Origin of the sequence: Methanococcoides burtonii DSM 6242 (assembly GCF_000013725.1) — an archaeon.
GTDB classification, from domain to species: Archaea; Halobacteriota; Methanosarcinia; order Methanosarcinales; family Methanosarcinaceae; genus Methanococcoides; species Methanococcoides burtonii.
In genome coordinates this window covers 2,259,787-2,277,513 of record NC_007955.1, presented here as the reverse complement: position 1 = coordinate 2,277,513, position 17,727 = coordinate 2,259,787, and the positions used below count along the sequence as shown (strand labels likewise).

Below are 17,727 nucleotides of genomic sequence, written 5' to 3'. Positions count from 1 at the left end.
ATAAGATTTGATATGCCTTAAACCTTTTGAGAATTATTTCCAAAATTTGATTTAATCTTTTTTACTTTACTATTTTCTAAAGAATGTAATTTGTGAATAAGTTATTTAGTCCCATTTTGTGGATTTTCAATTCAACAATACATAATAAATTTTGAATAAGAGTTCCGTTTTTTCTTCTTACCTATATCCCCGACTTGCTATGCGAGGGGAGAAATCCGAACCTTCGCATCCTAATATCAAAAGAACTCAGCCAGCGTTTTCTGACCCTTGTTCTCATGCAGGTTCCCCACACGCACACCAATGCGGCGTATATTGACAGTACTGCTATCCAGCAATTCCCCCATTATCTGATAGGAAACTTCCCTGAGCACTGCCTTTTCAGCCATTGGATGATTGAGCGTATGGCTTTTGGTAACGGTCTTGAAATTAGAATATATGACTGTTACAGTGATCGATCTGAATGAAACATTTCTTGCAGTGACCTTACTGAACACATCATCCAGAAGCTCATCAAGCAGGGAGAGCACCAGATCGCTTTTGCGGGTATCATGGGTAAGAGAGGCCATCCTGCCGATCTGGTCAGAACTTGTCTTCTCCTTCACAGGGTCGTCATCGATGCCTGATGCAGCCATCTTGAGCCACGTACCCCGCGTCTTCCCGAAAGCGGAGATCAGTTCCTGAACATCGTGGCCGGCAAGGTCTTCCACGATATCGATACCCATATTGGCAAGTTTTTCCTCTGTGACCTTTCCGATACCCCATAATTTTGCCACAGGCATCTTCCTGAGGAAACCATCCACCTCATCCTCCCTGATAACAGTGATACCGTCCGGCTTCTGACGGGATGATGCCATCTTGGCGATTATCTTGTTAGGACCTATGCCCACCGAACAGGTAAGACCCTCCAGCTCCTTTACATCATCCTTGATGCTCTGTGCGATCTGTTGTGCCTTATCAATATCTCCCCTAGAGGTGGCCGTCACTTCAAGGAAAGCTTCATCGATGCCTAGCTTCTCAAAAAGTTCCCCGTCATTATCAGCATAGGACCTGATGATCTCCATTATCCTTTCCGAAACCTCAGAATAGAAGGTTTTTCTCACTGGCAAAAAAACAGCATCCGGTTTGACAGCCTTTGCAAGACGACAGGGCATGGCGGAGTGAATACCTGCATCCCTTGCAACATAGTTGCAGGTACTGACAGCACCTCCTTCCTCGCCACGATTGGAATACATACAGACAACGACCGCTTTTCCCTTAAGGGAAGGGTCCTCACGCTCTTCGATGGCAGCGTAGAAATAATCCATATCTACATGGAGGATAATGCGGGACATTGTAAGAACTAGTATGTGTAAAGGCAGTTTAAAGGATTTGGTATGTGGAATGAAAGTGGAAAAAGCTACGAACTCCACTCTTAAAAAGTAGGAAAGGAACAAGCATTAACAGAGAAATGCTTGTTGAGGTCCCTGACGATCACTCTGTTACTACCACACTTGCATCCTTATCGAACGGATTGGTCCTCATTGCAAGGGAGAACAAATAGGGATAATTGGCTTTCTGATATTGCATATATTTCAACCAATCGCGGGAAAGCAAACTGTATACCCTTTTGACATCCCCTGAAAGATGGAGCCTGTCAGAATTGGGAAGAGATGAAAGATCTCCGCGATATTCCAGCTCTTCGGTCAGATGGAAAACAGCCCTAAGAAGTTCAGTAAAGGATTCATGCTCGAACATCACAGGATTCTGGAGCAGGGACACAAGGTAATTTCTTTTACTGATAATAGATGAAGCAAAAGGAACCAGATCTATCTTATTCATATCAACTTTATAGATGTAGCCTTTGAGAAAGACCTCAAAATCAGCAAACTCCTTTTCTGACCATACATCCTTTATCACGAATTTTTCCCTTACATGGTCAAGGTGGGGATCAGCATCAGAGATGACAGCCAGAAGATCATTACCGACCTCACTGAAAAAACTTCCAATTATCATGTTGAGCTTTTCCATCTTATGCTTGTTCTCGATACGTTCAAGAAAATGATGGATTATCAAAGAAGCCAGCAGTACCTCTATGGGAACGAAGGCAATCCTCCCAATAAGATAGATAGAAATGTGATGCATGTCATGGAAGATCAGATAGTGGATCAGGTGGATGACAGCCGATACCAGCACAAGAGCAGAACCAAATATCACATATTTTGAACGCATATTCATTTTATTACCACAGATCCATTTTCAACTTACAGATAATTTATAAATAATTTACAGATAATTTACATATGAAACATATTCATTCAAACCAGACTCGAAGGGCATAGCTTCGAAAGCAGACAAACGATACACTGAGGTTTTTTTGCATCACATACCCTGCGTCCATGAAGTATGAGTGTCATTGACAGATCTTCCCAGTCCTTTTGTTCTGCAAGCTTCATAAGGTCCTGTTCTATCTTCTTCGGGTCAGTGTTCTCAGTAAGCCCCAACTTTCCAGAAACCCTTTTCACATGCGTATCCACTGCAATGCCTTCCACCTTGCCGAATCCCCTTGCAAGAACGATATTGGCCGTCTTTCGGGCAACTCCCGGAAAGGTTGTAAGTTCTTCCATTGTGTCAGGCACCTTGCCATTGAAATCAGAAAGTATCAGTTGAGATGTCCTTTTGATGTTCTTCGATTTAGCACGGTAAAAACCGGTGGAATATATCTCTTTTTCAAGCACGTCCAGATCAGCCGCTGCAAGAGCCTCCACATTCGTGTATTTCCTGAACAGCTCATTTGTCACTTTATTGACCTGCACATCGGTACACTGTGCTGAAAGGATAGTAGCTATCAAAAGCTCGAACTCATTGCTGTAATCCAGCTCAGGTTGAGGGTCAGGATATTCTTTTTTCAGGATAGACCATATACGATCAAAGTTTGCAGTATTGTCCATCGCTATCGCCGGAGAATCTTTGTTCATGCTTCCCCTTCCACCACCTTCACCCAAGGATGCGACTTGATCTGTCGGATGCACCCCTGAATCTCTTTATCATTCTTGAGACGCTGGTACACCCTTTCGATAACTGTCATGTTCCTCTCTTCTAACGCCTGCTTTTCCTTCATTTCCACCCCGGTCAGTTTATCTTTGAATTCGAGTTGCGCCCAACGGTCGTAGTTTATTGGTTCGAGGTAGGAGGCAATTTTATCTACGAGGTCTGTGGGGATGCCAACGGTGGTAAAATTAGAGGAGAAATAGAGAGAATAAACGAGAGAGTCAAGAATATATTGATCAAAATAATTTGATATAATAGCATTCTTGTTTGGCGGATTAAAGAGTAAATAGTAAACAATCTTAACAATTGAATCTGAATAACTTAATTTAACTTTGGTAGATATTGGAAAATTTCGTACATGCTGAGGATAAACATGCGAATATGAACCCTGAAGACTCCCAGTTGCATAAACGTTTGCGTAAAAAAAAGACATTAATTTGGAATTTAAGATTCCTAAAAGCAATTCAATCTGGTAATTGTGTTTAGAATCAACTGTATAATCCGAAAAAGATGTTCGGTTTTTACTATTTAAATTTTCATAATCTGTGGACATGATTAATCCATGATCGCTATAATATCCCATTTTATCAATGGTGAAAATTAATGAATCATTTTTACCGGATACATGCCGTGTTATTAATTTAGGAGATTCAAAAAATTCAGGAACCCTTGGACCATACATCATTTTTGGCAAGTAATCTAAATAGAGTCCTCGATCACTTATTGAATATCTGGATAAATCTTTTCCTTCAATAAATTTCTTCGGATTTTCTTTTGGATCTTTTTCCAAAAGATATTGCTTTCCAAATTTTCCTTTTTCTTTGCTGGATATTTGTGCACCGTAATTTACATAATAGATATTCCCAAGCCGAACCTTTAATTTATCAATGTGCGAGATGATATCAAATGATGTAGAATCCATTTCATATCTAAACTGACACTGAAAAAGATTGTTCCAGTCTGATTGTTTAGTGGAATTAAGAATTGAAATGTTATTATCTTCATCGATGTAATTTATAGAAATAATATTATCTACCTTTTTAGGCTTGCTATTTTTTATAATCAACACAATGCTTTGACGTGAAACGCCTTCGAAAACATTTCGCACCCCGGATGTTAAAATGTTTTTAATGTTTGTGTTCTCTAAGATATATTTACGAACCTCAATCCCATACTTTTCCCTACAAATGGGATTTGGCAAAATATATGAAAAATACCCTTGCTTACTATTGATTTCTAATGCTTGAATGATAAAAGGAATATATAAATCCCAATGTGATTTAAGTGGGCATTTGTCGTTAAATAATTTTGGTAAAATAGTACGTATTAACTTGCTCCCCTCTTCCATTTCCCAAGCATTTACATATGGCGGATTCCCAATAACCACATCAAACCCACCTTTCTCAAAAACATTCGAAAACTGCATCACCCAGTGGAACGGTTTGAGCTCCTTCAGTTTATCCTCATCAATATCAATCCCCTTATTCTGTAACTCCTTCAACAGCTTACCATCTAACAGTCTATTGAATTCATCTGTCATCTGCTTGATTTCAGACCTCAAGCGCTCAGCCCGTTCTCCGCTTGCATTCCTGTACTCCCTGATTTTATCGTTGCGCTGTTGGAATAAATAAAAAATCCCCTCTTCTCCCCAATTATCTATAGTAAATTGTTTGTGGGTTAGAGTATCCCAGCGCGCTTTTGGTTTATTTTTAGGCTTAAGATCTACAACCTCTTTTTCATCCACATACCCAATCAGCGAATTTCCCTCAAAAACATTAAATTCAATATTCGGCAGTGCCTCAATCTCTTTCTTGGTATCCACCGAGGCAATCAACCACAACCACAACCTCAGCATACAAATCTCCACAGCACCTTCCATGATATCCACGCCATGCAAGTTGTTTATGATAATCTCACGGCGCAGGTGGTAATCATCCAGTTTTTCCCTACACTTGCGCCTCCAGTCGAACAGTATGTCCGCAGCAGCCATCGGGAACGCACCGCTGCCAACAGCAGGGTCCAAGACCTTGATATGCTTCAATGCTTCATTAAACCGATTTAATGTATCTGCATCATTATTGTGGGCTTCATGGAAATCAGCAAAATTCTCGTATTTTTTATCAAGTTCGAGTTTATCCATCGCAAATGGGAAAATCGTGTTCTCAGCAATGTACTTAGTAATTGCTTCTGGAGTATAATATGCTCCGATCTTCTTGTTACCCTTCTTAAGCTCGCCTTCCTTTGTTTTTTTCAGGTCATCAACATCAACATCGTCAAGTTCACTCACTGAGATAACAAACTTTTCGTAGATATGACCAAGTATCTCAGGCGTCAGGTTGCCGATTGTATCCTCAGCTTCAGTATCCGTGTATCCGTCAATGATCCAGTTGTACTCATTAAGTGCATCGATGAGATCGTTCCATTCAAAACCTTCAATTTCAAGTTCAGACTCTCCAATGGATTCACCAGTAGGGGTTGTAATTTGCCGCTCCCTGAACAAACCACCGTTTAAGTACGGAATAAACAGAGAGTAACCCTCAGCACCTTGAATTGGCATATCGTTTTTCTTAGAATCGTTAAGATAATCAAAAAATAACACATTTAAAAGGCTGTGAAAGTCTCCAGAAACCTCTATCAGATACCTAAAGAGATTTCTGGCACTGAGTTCCTGCCGGTTGCCTCGCTTATCTATACCATATATAATCCCTTTCTCTGCAATGAAGTATGTAAATATCAACCTATCCAGAAGCCTCTGGGCAGCAAGAATCTTGTCTCGATCATCCAATTCATTGTTTACTGCCTTTGCAAGCTTCAACCTTAAATTCCACAAGTTGCGGTAGAATCGTAAAATGACATCTTTCACATCAAAAAGTGCAGTTGGATTATCAGAGGAAAACTTGGAGAGCTTATCCTTCTTGCTCTTTATGTATTCAGTTTTCCTGCTATGCTGGGTATTAAAAATAAACTGCTTATTTTCTCCAAATGTGCGGAATGTGTAAATTCTGCCTTCCTTCCAGAACCAGTAATAATCAAAATTGCGTTTTTCTCTTAAAACCTTGAGAATAGAAGCAATGTCTTCCACATTAAAATCAACAAAATAAGCCAGTCGATTCTTAGAATCAAAAAGATAAGAAACAAACTTTACAGTTCCTTCTGCTGTATCGTACTTATCCTCCATGTTAATTGAAGTTTCTAAAAACCCTTTTTCCTTCAGGAAATCCAGATCATATTCTGTCATTTTAGCCACCAGTGTATTTTATAAATGCTTTAAGTTCAATCCCAGCAACAGATAAAGACTTTCGGGAAATCTCAGTAAAATCATCCCAGTCCTCTGTATTTCTAATAGAATCATCAACGCTCTCTTTAAATATAGACGGATGCGAGATTATGTGCTCAACCACTTTCTCAACCTTGCCAGATTCATCCGGCAAAAGTGCCTGTTTCTCGACAAGTTCCCGCACCCTATCCAAGCAATCGCACATATCCTGAGATTCAAGTTTCACTTTTGCTTCTTTTATATTATTCAGAAGTTTTTTTGATTTCCTCCCTATCAAACTACTGGAGGTCCTCTCTTTTTCAATCTCTGCATTTGCACTTGTTATTTGGGACTCGATTTTCGAGTAATCAGCAGAAGCCAACCTGCGCGCATCTTCAGGCACATATTTAAGGGATTCCCTGATCTCATTAATCGTCTTAATCCTGCTACCCGTTTTTCCTATCAGGAACAGGTCATCTTCATCATTTAGCACAGTGTATATGGGCTTTTTAATTTCAGGATTTATAACTTCAAGAACATCCTCTGTAATATGATATCTAAGGATTGCTTTTCTCAGCACCTTATCCAGTTTTGACTCATCCGGTAGAGTTGCAGAGAACAATTTATCTGGATCTGTTGTAGCGAGCCTCTCCTTGTACTCGCCGAACTTTTCAAGATACTGCTTTTTCTCCTCTTCGTGCACCTCCTTAATGTTCTTCTCATCCATCAGCCATACAATAAAGTCCAATCCAACAATATCCAGAATTGTCTTTAAACGAACTTCGAGTTTATCATAAAGTGCGAGCTCCTTATCAATTTCGGCCTCTGGTTTAAAGTTGTATATCAAAAGTTTCTTTGGATTTGTGATTCTGAGCGCTCTCCCTGCTCTTTGCACAAGTAACACAGGATTATAAGGTAAATCAAAATTAATGATTGACACTGCTCTTGGTATATTCACACCCTCTGAAAGAATATCAGTCGTAAGAATAATATCGACATCCCCTTTCTGGAATTGATCTATCAATTTATCCTTTGATTTGTCACTGCTACCGTGGATGTAATCAATCTTTTCGATATCACCATTCAATGACTTGTAAAGATAATCAATAGTATCTTTGTACTGAGAAAATACAATCGTCGGTTTTCCATCACGCAGGTTATTCTTAAGTATATCTTTTAAGTTCTGGATCTTGTTATCATCCTTATAGGGTATCTCTTCAAGTTCACCAAAAACTTCTTTGAGCGTATCAAGCATCTCATCTATTGATGCAAGATCATTGGAATGATTAAATAAAATCTGTTCTTGGATCGAACTGTCCTGTTCATGGAACGAATCAAATATCACACGGTGACGTGTTTCATCAATAATAGCGTGATACTCTTGTTTGCCAAGTTCAAAAGGCAGGATATCCAGATTATCCCCATTTATCCATGTACCTTTCTCAAGAGATTCTCTATAAAGAGCAAAACGAATTTTCAGGTAATATACGCTTTTGTAGAACGCATAAAGACTGCTTTCAAGTCTTTTATATAACTGCCATTTGTACCAAAATTGCAGATTTTTATCATCTTTATAGCCCTGCCCATCCCACAATTTGGCTGGCTCATATTTTAGATTCTTCAGAAAAGTTACTATGTTATCAAATATTTTCTCTTTATATTCATCAGGATAAGTAAATGATACTTCTCTTATATCAGGTTCTTCATATTTCGATTTCACCCCTGAAAGTTTCCATAGGTCTTCTTTAAAATGATCCTGCACAATGCGCCACGTTATCTTCAGGTTTAGTTCCTTTTCAATTCTCTTAATCTTTTCAAGTAAATCCTTATTGAATTTATATTTAGAATCTTTGAGTTCCCTGCTGGTCGTATCATAAAGTTCCCGAATTCCCTGACTTTCAAAACGTGTAACATTCTCACCTTGATAGAACAGATCGATTAGGTTGAAAAGGTCCTTCGAACTCAAATTGACCGGAGTTGCAGTTAGGAGAAGCACCTCTGCTTTTCCATTGCTCTTAATAAGATTTACAATATTTTTTCTTCTGTTATTCTCATTTCTGTAGTGGTGTGCTTCATCAGCCACGATTAAAGAATATTTATCTGTATATGCCCTATGATCAAAAATCCCCTCGTCTGCTTCCCCATATGATGGTTTCTGAAGGATTCCCATCGAAATCATGTCCACCTTATCAGATATCCCAAACTCTTCTAGATAGCTATTCCATTCCGTTTTCATTCTAGGCGGATAGATAAGCAAACACTTTTTATCTGGATTTTGCTTAAGATAAGCTTTCATAGCCTGCCCGGCAACATAGGATTTACCAAGGCCCACAGAATTTGCAAGAATATAACCACCGTATTTCTGAAGGCGCTCCATTACTATGTAGTAGCTCAGGTTTTGGAATTCGAGGAGGATATTCTCATCGCCTTCAACTTCATCCTCAAGCAGATATCTTTTGTTCAGCAGGTGAATAAGTTTAGTAAAAAAGTTCATGGGATGTAGATAAATATACTTAGACTCTTTTACATCCTTGATGATAGTAAGGAGATTCAAATCTTTATTTGCCTTTCTCCAAAGTACATCGAACCACTCTCTGAACAATTCCCGCGTCTCTCCAGTGACATTCATTGGTATGCAGAGTTCAATATTGTCAGTTAGCCCGCCTTTTGAGAAATTTGCAGAACCTGCCCATAAATCATCTGGAAATACACTACTTTGATAATAAAAACTAAAAATCTTCACATGGAATTTTCTATCAAGAAACACCCTGAACTCAATAAGATTATTTTTAATAAGATACTCAAGCAATTCAACAGTTTCATCATCATAAGTACTTATGTCGTCTTTAATAATAGACAATAAAATTTCCTTTGTAAATTTACTTGTCTCACGCCCCATTACAATTCGTATTGGTGCTTTACTATCCCATTCCTCGTCATCTGTAATCGTCTTTAGAACCTTATTATCAATAAGTCTTTTAAAAACATCATGCGTCTCTTTAAAGCCAGAAAAAAAAAGATAGCCTGTTCCTATATCCATTCGAAAAAAAGAATCTACTCGTTCTTTGAGATGCACACCTTTTTCAGCATAATGTTCAAAAATATCTACAACTGAACCCTCTTTATATTTATCAAGCAACCCAGCATTATTATCAAATACTTTCATCGATAGGTCAGACATCTTTCATACTCCTGCTATCTAAAGAAAATCAATTTGATTATATAATAACTTTTGGAGATTCTTCTTTTGGTTTGTTCTATACCATTATTAAATCTCCAAAACTAAAAGATAAGTTATATGTGAGGTAAATGTCGTCAAACTAGACGGGGAGGATTTGTGAGTGAATTTGAAAATCTCAGAGAATTGCGATTAACTGCTGATTTTTTTCAAAGCAAATATTTCCAGCTAAAATTTTGAGCTTTTCTCTCTATTTCCAGCAGTTTGCTAGTATCTATTTATATACTTTCCAACTTTTTTGAATAGCTACCGCTATTCATCCTAATGATTTTCTTCTTATTGTCCTCAATTGATAGAGATTATAGCTGAATGCTGTAATCGCCATTTTGACATTTACTCTTGCCAACGTTGTTACTCTTACAAATCCTGACGTAAACACATTTTTGATAACAGCATAAGGTCTTTCTCCCTTTGCTCTTTTCCTGCTTATTCTTTTGTTTCTCATCTTATCCCTAATACCAATAGGATGACCTCGCACGCCCCTTTGCATAGTTGCATCATATCCTTTTGAAATTGCACCAAAGTAACCTCTATCTCTGTAAACAACTTCGCCTTCTTCAGAAAGATCCACCTGACTATCATGAACTGAGGCAGTAGTTGTCCTATATCTCCTTATCAGATCATATTCGGTATCTTCAATGGTATGTAGTTTATATCCAAAATGTGACTTAGATGCCTTTTTTGTCCATGTACCGTCCTTACATCTTCTGGTCTTTGCTTCATTTCCACGAGGAGTATCAAGATTTGCATGTCCTGGATCAGCATGTATAAATGTTGCATCCTGAATCATACCTTGCTTGATCTTCAGACCTTTCTTATTAAGTTGTCTTTGCATTTCATTCCAGATTTCATCTTCTTTTCCTGCCTGGGAAATTCGTTCTCTAAATGCCCAAACAGTAGTATGATCTGGAATTTTTGCAGGAAATTGTTGCAGATTGATAATCTGCAACTCCTGTTAAATCTCTGATTTAACATGACCCAAGAATTTCCTAAAGGAAATTCTATCAGTAGCTTGTCTTTCAAGTTCAGGGTCAGATAGGCCATGCCATTGTTGCAATACTAACATTTTGAGCATGACGATTTCATCAACGTTTGGTCTGCCACCGAACTCTGTTTTGTTGACATACATTTCTGCTATAATTGGACGAAATGGTTTCCAATCGATTAGAGATTCAATTTCAGAAAGCTTATCACCAAGATTTTCAAGACGTTTGTACTCTTGAGAATTGCGATTAACTGCTGATTTTTTTCAAAGCAAATATTTCCAGCTAAAATTTTGAGCTTTTCTCTCTATTTCCAGCAGTTTGCTAGTATCTATTTATATACTTTCCAACTTTTTTGAATAGCTACCGCTATTCATCCTAATGATTTTCTTCTTATTGTCCTCAATTGATAGAGATTATAGCTGAATGCTGTAATCGCCATTTTGACATTTACTCTTGCCAACGTTGTTACTCTTACAAATCCTGACGTAAACACATTTTTGATAACAGCATAAGGTCTTTCTCCCTTTGCTCTTTTCCTGCTTATTCTTTTGTTTCTCATCTTATCCCTAATACCAATAGGGTGCCCTCGTACTCCCCTTTGCATAGTTGCATCATATCCTTTTGAAATTGCACCAAAGTAACCTCTATCTCTGTAAACAACTTCGCCTTCTTCAGAAAGATCCACCTGACTATCATGAACTGAGGCAGTAGTTGTCCTATATCTCCTTATCAGATCATATTCGGTATCTTCAATGGTATGTAGTTTATATCCAAAATGTGACTTAGATGCCTTTTTTGTCCATGTACCGTCCTTACATCTTCTGGTCTTTGCTTCATTTCCACGAGGAGTATCAAGATTTGCATGTCCTGGATCAGCATGTATAAATGTTGCATCCTGAATCATACCTTGCTTGATCTTCAGACCTTTCTTATTAAGTTGTCTTTGCATTTCATTCCAGATTTCATCTTCTTTTCCTGCCTGGGAAATTCGTTCTCTAAATGCCCAAACAGTAGTATGATCTGGAATTTTTGCAGGAAAGCCCAAGAATTTCCTAAAGGAAATTCTATCAGTAGCTTGTCTTTCAAGTTCAGGGTCAGATAGGCCATGCCATTGTTGCAATACTAACATTTTGAGCATGACGATTTCATCAACGTTTGGTCTGCCACCGAACTCTGTTTTATTGATATACATCTCTGCTATAATTGGACGAAATGGTTTCCAATCGATGAGAGATTCAATTTCAGAGAGCTTGTCACCGAGATTTTCAAGACGTTTGTACTCTTCTTTAAAAGCAAAGTTTGTTAAGGACATAATACAAAATTATTGTAATAGGTTATAAATATTGCTTCTGTTTGAGGGGTTTATCGGAATTCTCTCTTCTTTAAAAGCAAAGTTCGTTAAGGACATAATACAAAATTATTGTAATATGTTATAAATATTGCTTCTGTTTGAGGGGTTTATCGGAATTCTCCTCAATATATCCACAGAAAACATCATTGAAATAAATATACTTTAAGAGCTTATAGAGAAGAACTATGGATTTACTGAACCTTTTTGCTGCCGAAACTGGTATTCTGAAAAGCATTGACGAGATAGTATGGGGCATCCCCCTTCTTTCACTACTGGTCGGGACCGGGATATATCTTACATTGAGCCTTGGCTTCATACAGATATTCAAGTTACCATTGGCACTGCGTTATGTTGTCAAGCCGAACATATCAGACAGGAAGTACACCGGAGACATTAGCAGCTTTGCAGCCCTTATGACCGCACTTGCTGCTACTATCGGCACAGGGAACATCGTGGGAGTTGCCACAGCTATTAAGATCGGAGGTCCGGGAGCATTGTTCTGGATGTGGCTGGCAGCTTTTTTTGGTATGGCCACCAAATATGCCGAATCCATGCTGGCTGTCAAATACAGAAATATCGATGAGAACGGACAGATGTCCGGTGGTCCGATGTACTACATCACAAAGGGACTTGCCGGTAAGTTCTATGCACGCCCTCTTGCGGCTTTCTTTGCATTCAGTGGGATAGGAGTTGCATTCTTTGGGATAGGTATTTTCCCACAGGTAAATGCGATCGCGGATTCAGCTGCGATCACATTCAATGTGCCCCCTATCTACACAGCTGCTGTTGTTACAGTTCTTGTGGCATTGGTCACCATCGGAGGGATAAAGAGCATTGCAAGAGTTGCACAGGTAGTTGTCCCGTTCATGGCAATAACTTATGTTCTTGGTTGTCTGCTCATCATCTTTACCAATCTGGACATGCTCCCTGACACCATAAGACTGATAATAACATCTGCGTTCACCCAAACAGCAGCCACAGGAGGCTTTTTAGGAGCTTCGATGTTACTTGCGGTACAGATGGGGATTGCAAGAGGGGTATTCTCCAATGAATCAGGTCTTGGAAGTGCACCCATAGCAGCCGCAGCAGCAAAGGTGAAAGAACCTGCAAGACAGGGGCTTATTTCCATGACAGGAACATTCTTTGACACCATCATCGTCTGTACGATGACAGGAATAGTGCTTGTGATGACAGGCTCCTGGACAAGTGAATATGAAGGTGCCTATATGACCTCATACGCATTTTCCACAGGGCTTGAGAACGTTGGAGCCTATATTGTAGGCATAGGTCTGATCTTCTTTGCATTTACCACCATACTTGGATGGAACTATTACGGGGAAAGATGTGTGGAGTTCCTTGTTGGTGTCAAGGGCATACTTCCTTACAAGATAGTTTACATATTGCTAGTTGGAGGTGGGGTCTTCCTTACCCTTGAGACCATCTGGATACTGGCAGATATCGTGAACGCATTGATGGTGATACCCAACCTCATAGCCCTTCTTGCTTTGCGGAAGGTGATCGTCAATGAAACAAGGAAATATTTTGAAGGTCTAGAAAAAGAGAACTAAAGCTACTGATATTATTGAGAATTGATAGAACTGAATGTCGATAGGAAAAATAAGAAAACAAAACGAAAAGAGGAACGGGTTTACTGTAACCCGAACTTCTCAATATTAGCGTCAGCGAGTGCCTGTATCTTCTTGATCATCTCGTCTCCACCTTCCTTTGTGAAAAGGTGTTTGAAACGGCGCTGCATCTTAAGATAATCCTCGACTGGTTTAGGGTTCTTGATCTTCTTAGCCTTGGTGAGCTCACCATCTTCCATTTCATAGAGTGGCCAGAGACATGTTTCGACTGCCAGCTTTGCGATCTCTATGGTCTTGGAGGTGTCGAATCCCCATCCGGTAGTACATGGTGAATGTGCATGCACATAGGTAGGACCTTCGACATCGACAGCTTTCTTGACCTTCCTTATCATATCCTTTGGATATCCGATGGATGTTGTTGTAACGTATGGAGAACCATGTGCTACCATGATGGCTGGCATGTTCTTCTTTGGACGAATGTTACCAAAGGACACCTTACCTGCAGGACTGGTTGTGGTCGAAGCTGCAAATGGTGTTGCACCACTTCTCTGTACACCGGTGTTCATGTATGCTTCATTGTCGATACAGACATATGTGAAGTCATGTCCACGCTCGAATGCACCGGATATGGAACGTATACCGATATCAAGGGTTGCACCATCACCACCCATTGCAATGATCTTGGTCTTGCCTAACTCGCCCTTCGCTTTGAGAGCTGCCTCAATGCCTGAAGCGACTGCTGCATTGTTCTCAAAGAGGGAGTGTATAAATGGGACATTCCATGAAGATTCAGGATATGGAGTGGTCATGACCTCAAGACATCCGGTAGGACTTACAACGATACAGTCCTCACCTGCTGCCATGAGAGTGAACTTTGCAGCTATTGCGTCACAGCAACCTGCGCATCCCCTATGTCCAGATTCTAAGAGTGATTTCATAACAATTCCTCCTTCAGGTCAGTGAACCGGCTTTCGACAGTGATACCTGAATCGATTACTTTCTTTGCTTCGTCAACGATGAACTCCATGGTGCTCATTGGGATATCACGACCCCCATGACCTATCATGAAACCGATTATAGGAATATTGATATTTGTGTTGTACAAGCTTCCCTTTGTCTCGGTGAACAGTGCACCCTCATTAAGACCAAGAGAAATGTTCTTGTCAAGCGCAACAACTACTTTAGCACCTTTGATAGCGTTCTTAATAGCTTCTGCAGGGAACGGACGGAAGGACCGTACCTTTAAGAGGCCTACTTTGACACCCTGTGCCCTGAGCTTGTCAACAACATCCTTGATGGTACCAACGATAGAACCCATTGCCATGAGAATGATATCAGCATCTTCTGTCTCGTATGTGTCGATAAGACCACCATAATGTCTGCCAAAGAGATCATAGAACTCATCTGCAGCATCCCCTATTGTCTTCAATGCTTTGTTCATTGCCTGCTGCTGCAGGTATCTGAACTCAGTGTAGGAATTAGGATCTGCAAAAGCACCGAAGGTCTTAGGGTTCTTCGGGTCGAGCTTGAACTTTGGCTCAAAGGGTGGCAGATATTCTGCTACGAGATCTTCGTCAAGAAGGACCACAGGTTCATAGACATGTGACAGGATAAAACCATCCATACATGCCAATACAGGAAGCAGTACATCCGGATCTTCAGCTATCTTGAATGCCTGTGCGGTCATGTCAGCTGCTTCCTGAGTATCCTCTGCGTGAAGCTGTATCCATCCGGTATCCCTCTGGGAAATGGAATCCTGTTGGTCGTTCCAGATGTTGATAGGAGCACTTACAGCCCTGTTCACAACGGTCATTACAACAGGTAACCGCATACCTGCGACGTTGAACAGAACCTCGTGCATAAGTTCAAGGCCCTGTGATGTGGTCGCAGAGTAACTCCTTGCACCTGCTGCGGAAGAACCGACAAGTGCGGAAATTGCGGAGAACTCGGATTCCACATTGATGTACTCACAGTTTGGTATCTCGCCGTCAGCAATGAACTGGGAGAGATCCTCTACAATATGAGTCTGTGGTGTAATAGGATATGCTGAAATGACATTTGGTCTGCATGCTTTTACAGCGTCTGCAACAGCATACGATCCTTCAACAACAACCATGTTCTTCTTGTCATTCTCAAAATCACGTTTCATTTATTTCTCCTCCAGAACCATCTCAATAGCGTCCGTTGGACATTCGTTCGCACAAATACCGCATCCTTTGCAGAAATCGTAGTTGAACTCAAAGAAACCGTCATCTCTTGCATCGACTGACATGTCCGGACAAAGGAGCTCACAGAGTTTGCATTTGATGCATTTGTCATAATCGAAAACTGGTCTGAATGTTCTCCAGCCACCGGTTTTGTTGACAAGAGTGGATCCTGGTTCACAAACGCCGCCTGGTGTAATTGTCATAATTTAAGCCTCCGTCATCATATCGTAAGCTTTCTGGATAGCCTCTGCGTTCTTTTCACCGATTTTACCCGGGAAACGCTCCTTAACAGCATTCTTGATGGATTCCGGATCGATAAGACCGGAAGCACCGGCGAAAGCACCTAAAAGAACAGTGTTAACAATAGGTCTGCCGATGATGTCAAGAGCGATCTTCGTAGCGTTGACGGTCATGATCTTTGCATTTGTGTTAAGATCGAAATGTTCCGGCTCAAAGTCACTGTTAATAAGAATAACACCATCATCTTTTGCACCGCTCTCTACATCGACCACTTCAAGAAGGGTCGGGTCCTGAACGATAACATAGTCCGGCTCGTATACCTGTGCCCTTAGCCTGATTGGGTCGTCATTGATCCTGGTGAATGCCTGAACAGGTGCACCACGGCGCTCAACACCGAATGCTGGAAAAGCCTGGCTGAACTTTCCATCAGCGAAAGCTGCAACCGCAAGCAATTCAGCAGCAGTAACGGAGCCCTGTCCACCCCTACCGTGTATTCGTATTTCTTTCATGTATTATTCTCCTATGACAGTGCGTGTATAATTGTACGATATTAGCAGTCAAAGTGTTTTTCAGATGGCAACGGGTCAATAGCCAAGAGGAATCGGCAAAAAAGTTACCATCGTGGAGTTGACTGTTCCTCCACATACATAGACTGCCAAAAATACATATAGCAGTCTAAATGCAATGTTTAATTGTGTACAATCCTAATCTTATTTAGTCTTTTGGTGAATTGATCGAACAAAGTTCTCAGAAAAAACATCCATTTTTGTTCAAAAACACAATGTAAAGACCATGTTAGACAATAACACGCATATACACGGGAATAATATAAAAATACACCAAAATATCACACCAATTCTTTTTCACACATATTCTTAACAAACTCTACAATAGAGTCTCGTGAATCCGCATATCCAATATCGGAACGCATCCTTCGACTGCCCTTCAACCCTCTCGTGAACCACTGTACATGTGCTTTCAAATTAATATGTGAGGATAGATCGAATTTCTCCAGAAGATCAAGATATTCCAGAAGGTCATCCCTTTTCTGCTCACATCCACACCCAATTACCTCACCATCATCCAAATATCTGGATATACGATGGAACACGTGAGGGTCACCCATTGCAGCCCTGCCTATCATCAATCCATCACACCCAGTATATTCCAGAACCTTTTCAGCAGACACACCATCCCTGATATCGCCATTGACGATCACTGGAATGGAAAGTTCTTCTTTGATCAGTTTTGCATAACTATGGTCAGCAGTCCCACTATAACCCTGTTCGCAGGTCCTTCCGTGAACGGTTATAGCACAAACCCCCGCATCCTCGAGCCTATGTGCCATATCAAGAGTAGCTGCACGACTCTCCAGCACACGTATCTTTGCAGTTACAGGAGTATCCACCCCCTCACAAAGAGTTGAGAATATATCACTAACAAGCTCAGGAGATTCAAGCAGTGCAGAACCACATCCTGCATTAGTGATCACCGGAGCCGGGCATCCAAGATTAATATCGATCATATCTGGATAGAACATGTCTTCGAGAACAAGTGCAGCTTCTGTGATCACTTCCGGAGAATTGCCGAACAACTGCAAACCGAAAGGACGCTCTTCATCACAGGTGATCCCACGCATAGCGGAACTGGCATTTCCATAAACAACAGCGTCCGAACTTATCATTTCGGTAAAACAAAGGGATGCACCATATTTCTTACACATGAGACGGAATGCAAGATTAGTCACCTCAGCCAATGGTGCAAGCAAAAGATTTCCGGGAAGATCAACTCTGCCAAGTCTCATATTCAGTTCACACAAAGACATACTAATATATA

The 17,727-nt window shown here is 40.4% G+C and carries 12 protein-coding genes and 1 pseudogene; 1 reads left to right on the top strand and 12 read right to left on the bottom strand.

What is annotated here, in order from left to right:
* Nucleotides 1-236: 236 nt before the first annotated feature.
* The 7 genes and pseudogenes from dinB to MBUR_RS11165 all read right to left on the bottom strand — a co-directional run bounded on the left by dinB (nt 237) and on the right by MBUR_RS11165 (nt 11,819).
* Nucleotides 237-1,331 (bottom strand): DNA polymerase IV, encoded by a 1,095-nt coding sequence (gene dinB / locus MBUR_RS11195; RefSeq protein WP_011500172.1) that lies wholly within the window; start codon nt 1,329-1,331, stop codon nt 237-239.
* Nucleotides 1,332-1,470: 139 nt separating this feature from the next.
* Nucleotides 1,471-2,208 (bottom strand): hypothetical protein, encoded by a 738-nt coding sequence (locus MBUR_RS11190; RefSeq protein WP_232221905.1) that lies wholly within the window; start codon nt 2,206-2,208, stop codon nt 1,471-1,473.
* Between the two features lie 86 nt (nt 2,209-2,294).
* Nucleotides 2,295-2,954 carry an endonuclease III gene (gene nth, locus MBUR_RS11185; RefSeq protein WP_011500170.1) on the bottom strand — a complete coding sequence of 220 codons (660 nt, stop codon included), beginning with the start codon at nt 2,952-2,954 and terminating at the stop codon, nt 2,295-2,297.
* Nucleotides 2,951-6,265, bottom strand: coding sequence for an Eco57I restriction-modification methylase domain-containing protein (locus MBUR_RS11180; RefSeq protein WP_011500169.1), 3,315 nt, complete (start codon nt 6,263-6,265; stop codon nt 2,951-2,953). Before MBUR_RS11180 ends, nth begins: the two co-directional genes overlap by 4 nt.
* A gap of 1 nt (nt 6,266) precedes the next feature.
* Entirely contained in the window at nt 6,267-9,464 is a 3,198-nt protein-coding gene (locus tag MBUR_RS11175; RefSeq protein WP_011500168.1) for a helicase-related protein, read from the bottom strand.
* A 313-nt stretch (nt 9,465-9,777) separates the two neighbouring features.
* Nucleotides 9,778-10,743, bottom strand: a pseudogene (locus MBUR_RS11170) (IS5 family transposase); the annotation flags it as partial.
* A gap of 134 nt (nt 10,744-10,877) precedes the next feature.
* On the bottom strand, nt 10,878-11,819 hold the full coding sequence (locus tag MBUR_RS11165; RefSeq protein ID WP_011498312.1) for an IS5-like element ISMbu1 family transposase: 942 nt from the start codon (nt 11,817-11,819) through the stop codon (nt 10,878-10,880).
* 224 nt (nt 11,820-12,043) lie between these two features.
* On the opposite strand from MBUR_RS11165, the gene MBUR_RS11160 reads away from it, so the two are divergent.
* On the top strand, nt 12,044-13,426 hold the full coding sequence (locus MBUR_RS11160; protein ID WP_011500167.1) for an alanine/glycine:cation symporter family protein: 1,383 nt from the start codon (nt 12,044-12,046) through the stop codon (nt 13,424-13,426).
* An 80-nt stretch (nt 13,427-13,506) separates the two neighbouring features.
* Here MBUR_RS11160 and porB read toward each other — a convergent pair whose 3' ends face one another.
* From porB to MBUR_RS11135, 5 genes are all read right to left on the bottom strand, one after another.
* Complete coding sequence (gene porB / locus MBUR_RS11155; protein WP_011500166.1) at nt 13,507-14,382, bottom strand: pyruvate synthase subunit PorB; 876 nt, start codon at nt 14,380-14,382, stop codon at nt 13,507-13,509.
* Nucleotides 14,379-15,593, bottom strand: coding sequence for a pyruvate synthase subunit PorA (porA, locus tag MBUR_RS11150; RefSeq protein ID WP_011500165.1), 1,215 nt, complete (start codon nt 15,591-15,593; stop codon nt 14,379-14,381). Before porA ends, porB begins: the two co-directional genes overlap by 4 nt.
* Nucleotides 15,594-15,854 carry a pyruvate synthase subunit PorD gene (gene porD, locus MBUR_RS11145; RefSeq protein WP_011500164.1) on the bottom strand — a complete coding sequence of 87 codons (261 nt, stop codon included), beginning with the start codon at nt 15,852-15,854 and terminating at the stop codon, nt 15,594-15,596.
* Between the two features lie 3 nt (nt 15,855-15,857).
* Nucleotides 15,858-16,400 (bottom strand): pyruvate ferredoxin oxidoreductase subunit gamma, encoded by a 543-nt coding sequence (locus MBUR_RS11140; protein ID WP_011500163.1) that lies wholly within the window; start codon nt 16,398-16,400, stop codon nt 15,858-15,860.
* A 338-nt stretch (nt 16,401-16,738) separates the two neighbouring features.
* Nucleotides 16,739-17,695, bottom strand: a complete 957-nt coding sequence (locus tag MBUR_RS11135; RefSeq protein WP_011500162.1) for a tRNA dihydrouridine synthase — start codon at nt 17,693-17,695, stop codon at nt 16,739-16,741.
* Nucleotides 17,696-17,727: the final 32 nt, after the last annotated feature.

Bases quoted from the DNA above. Each gene is read 5' to 3' on its own strand.
- dinB (WP_011500172.1), bottom strand. From the start codon at position 1,331: ATGTCCCGCATTATCCTCCATGTAGATATGGATTATTTCTACGCTGCC.
- MBUR_RS11190 (WP_232221905.1), bottom strand. From the start codon at position 2,208: ATGCGTTCAAAATATGTGATATTTGGTTCTGCTCTTGTGCTGGTATCG.
- nth (WP_011500170.1), bottom strand. From the start codon at position 2,954: ATGAACAAAGATTCTCCGGCGATAGCGATGGACAATACTGCAAACTTT.
- MBUR_RS11180 (WP_011500169.1), bottom strand. From the start codon at position 6,265: ATGACAGAATATGATCTGGATTTCCTGAAGGAAAAAGGGTTTTTAGAA.
- MBUR_RS11175 (WP_011500168.1), bottom strand. From the start codon at position 9,464: ATGTCTGACCTATCGATGAAAGTATTTGATAATAATGCTGGGTTGCTT.
- MBUR_RS11165 (WP_011498312.1), bottom strand. From the start codon at position 11,819: ATGTCCTTAACAAACTTTGCTTTTAAAGAAGAGTACAAACGTCTTGAA.
- MBUR_RS11160 (WP_011500167.1), top strand. From the start codon at position 12,044: ATGGATTTACTGAACCTTTTTGCTGCCGAAACTGGTATTCTGAAAAGC.
- porB (WP_011500166.1), bottom strand. From the start codon at position 14,382: ATGAAATCACTCTTAGAATCTGGACATAGGGGATGCGCAGGTTGCTGT.
- porA (WP_011500165.1), bottom strand. From the start codon at position 15,593: ATGAAACGTGATTTTGAGAATGACAAGAAGAACATGGTTGTTGTTGAA.
- porD (WP_011500164.1), bottom strand. From the start codon at position 15,854: ATGACAATTACACCAGGCGGCGTTTGTGAACCAGGATCCACTCTTGTC.
- MBUR_RS11140 (WP_011500163.1), bottom strand. From the start codon at position 16,400: ATGAAAGAAATACGAATACACGGTAGGGGTGGACAGGGCTCCGTTACT.
- MBUR_RS11135 (WP_011500162.1), bottom strand. From the start codon at position 17,695: ATGAGACTTGGCAGAGTTGATCTTCCCGGAAATCTTTTGCTTGCACCA.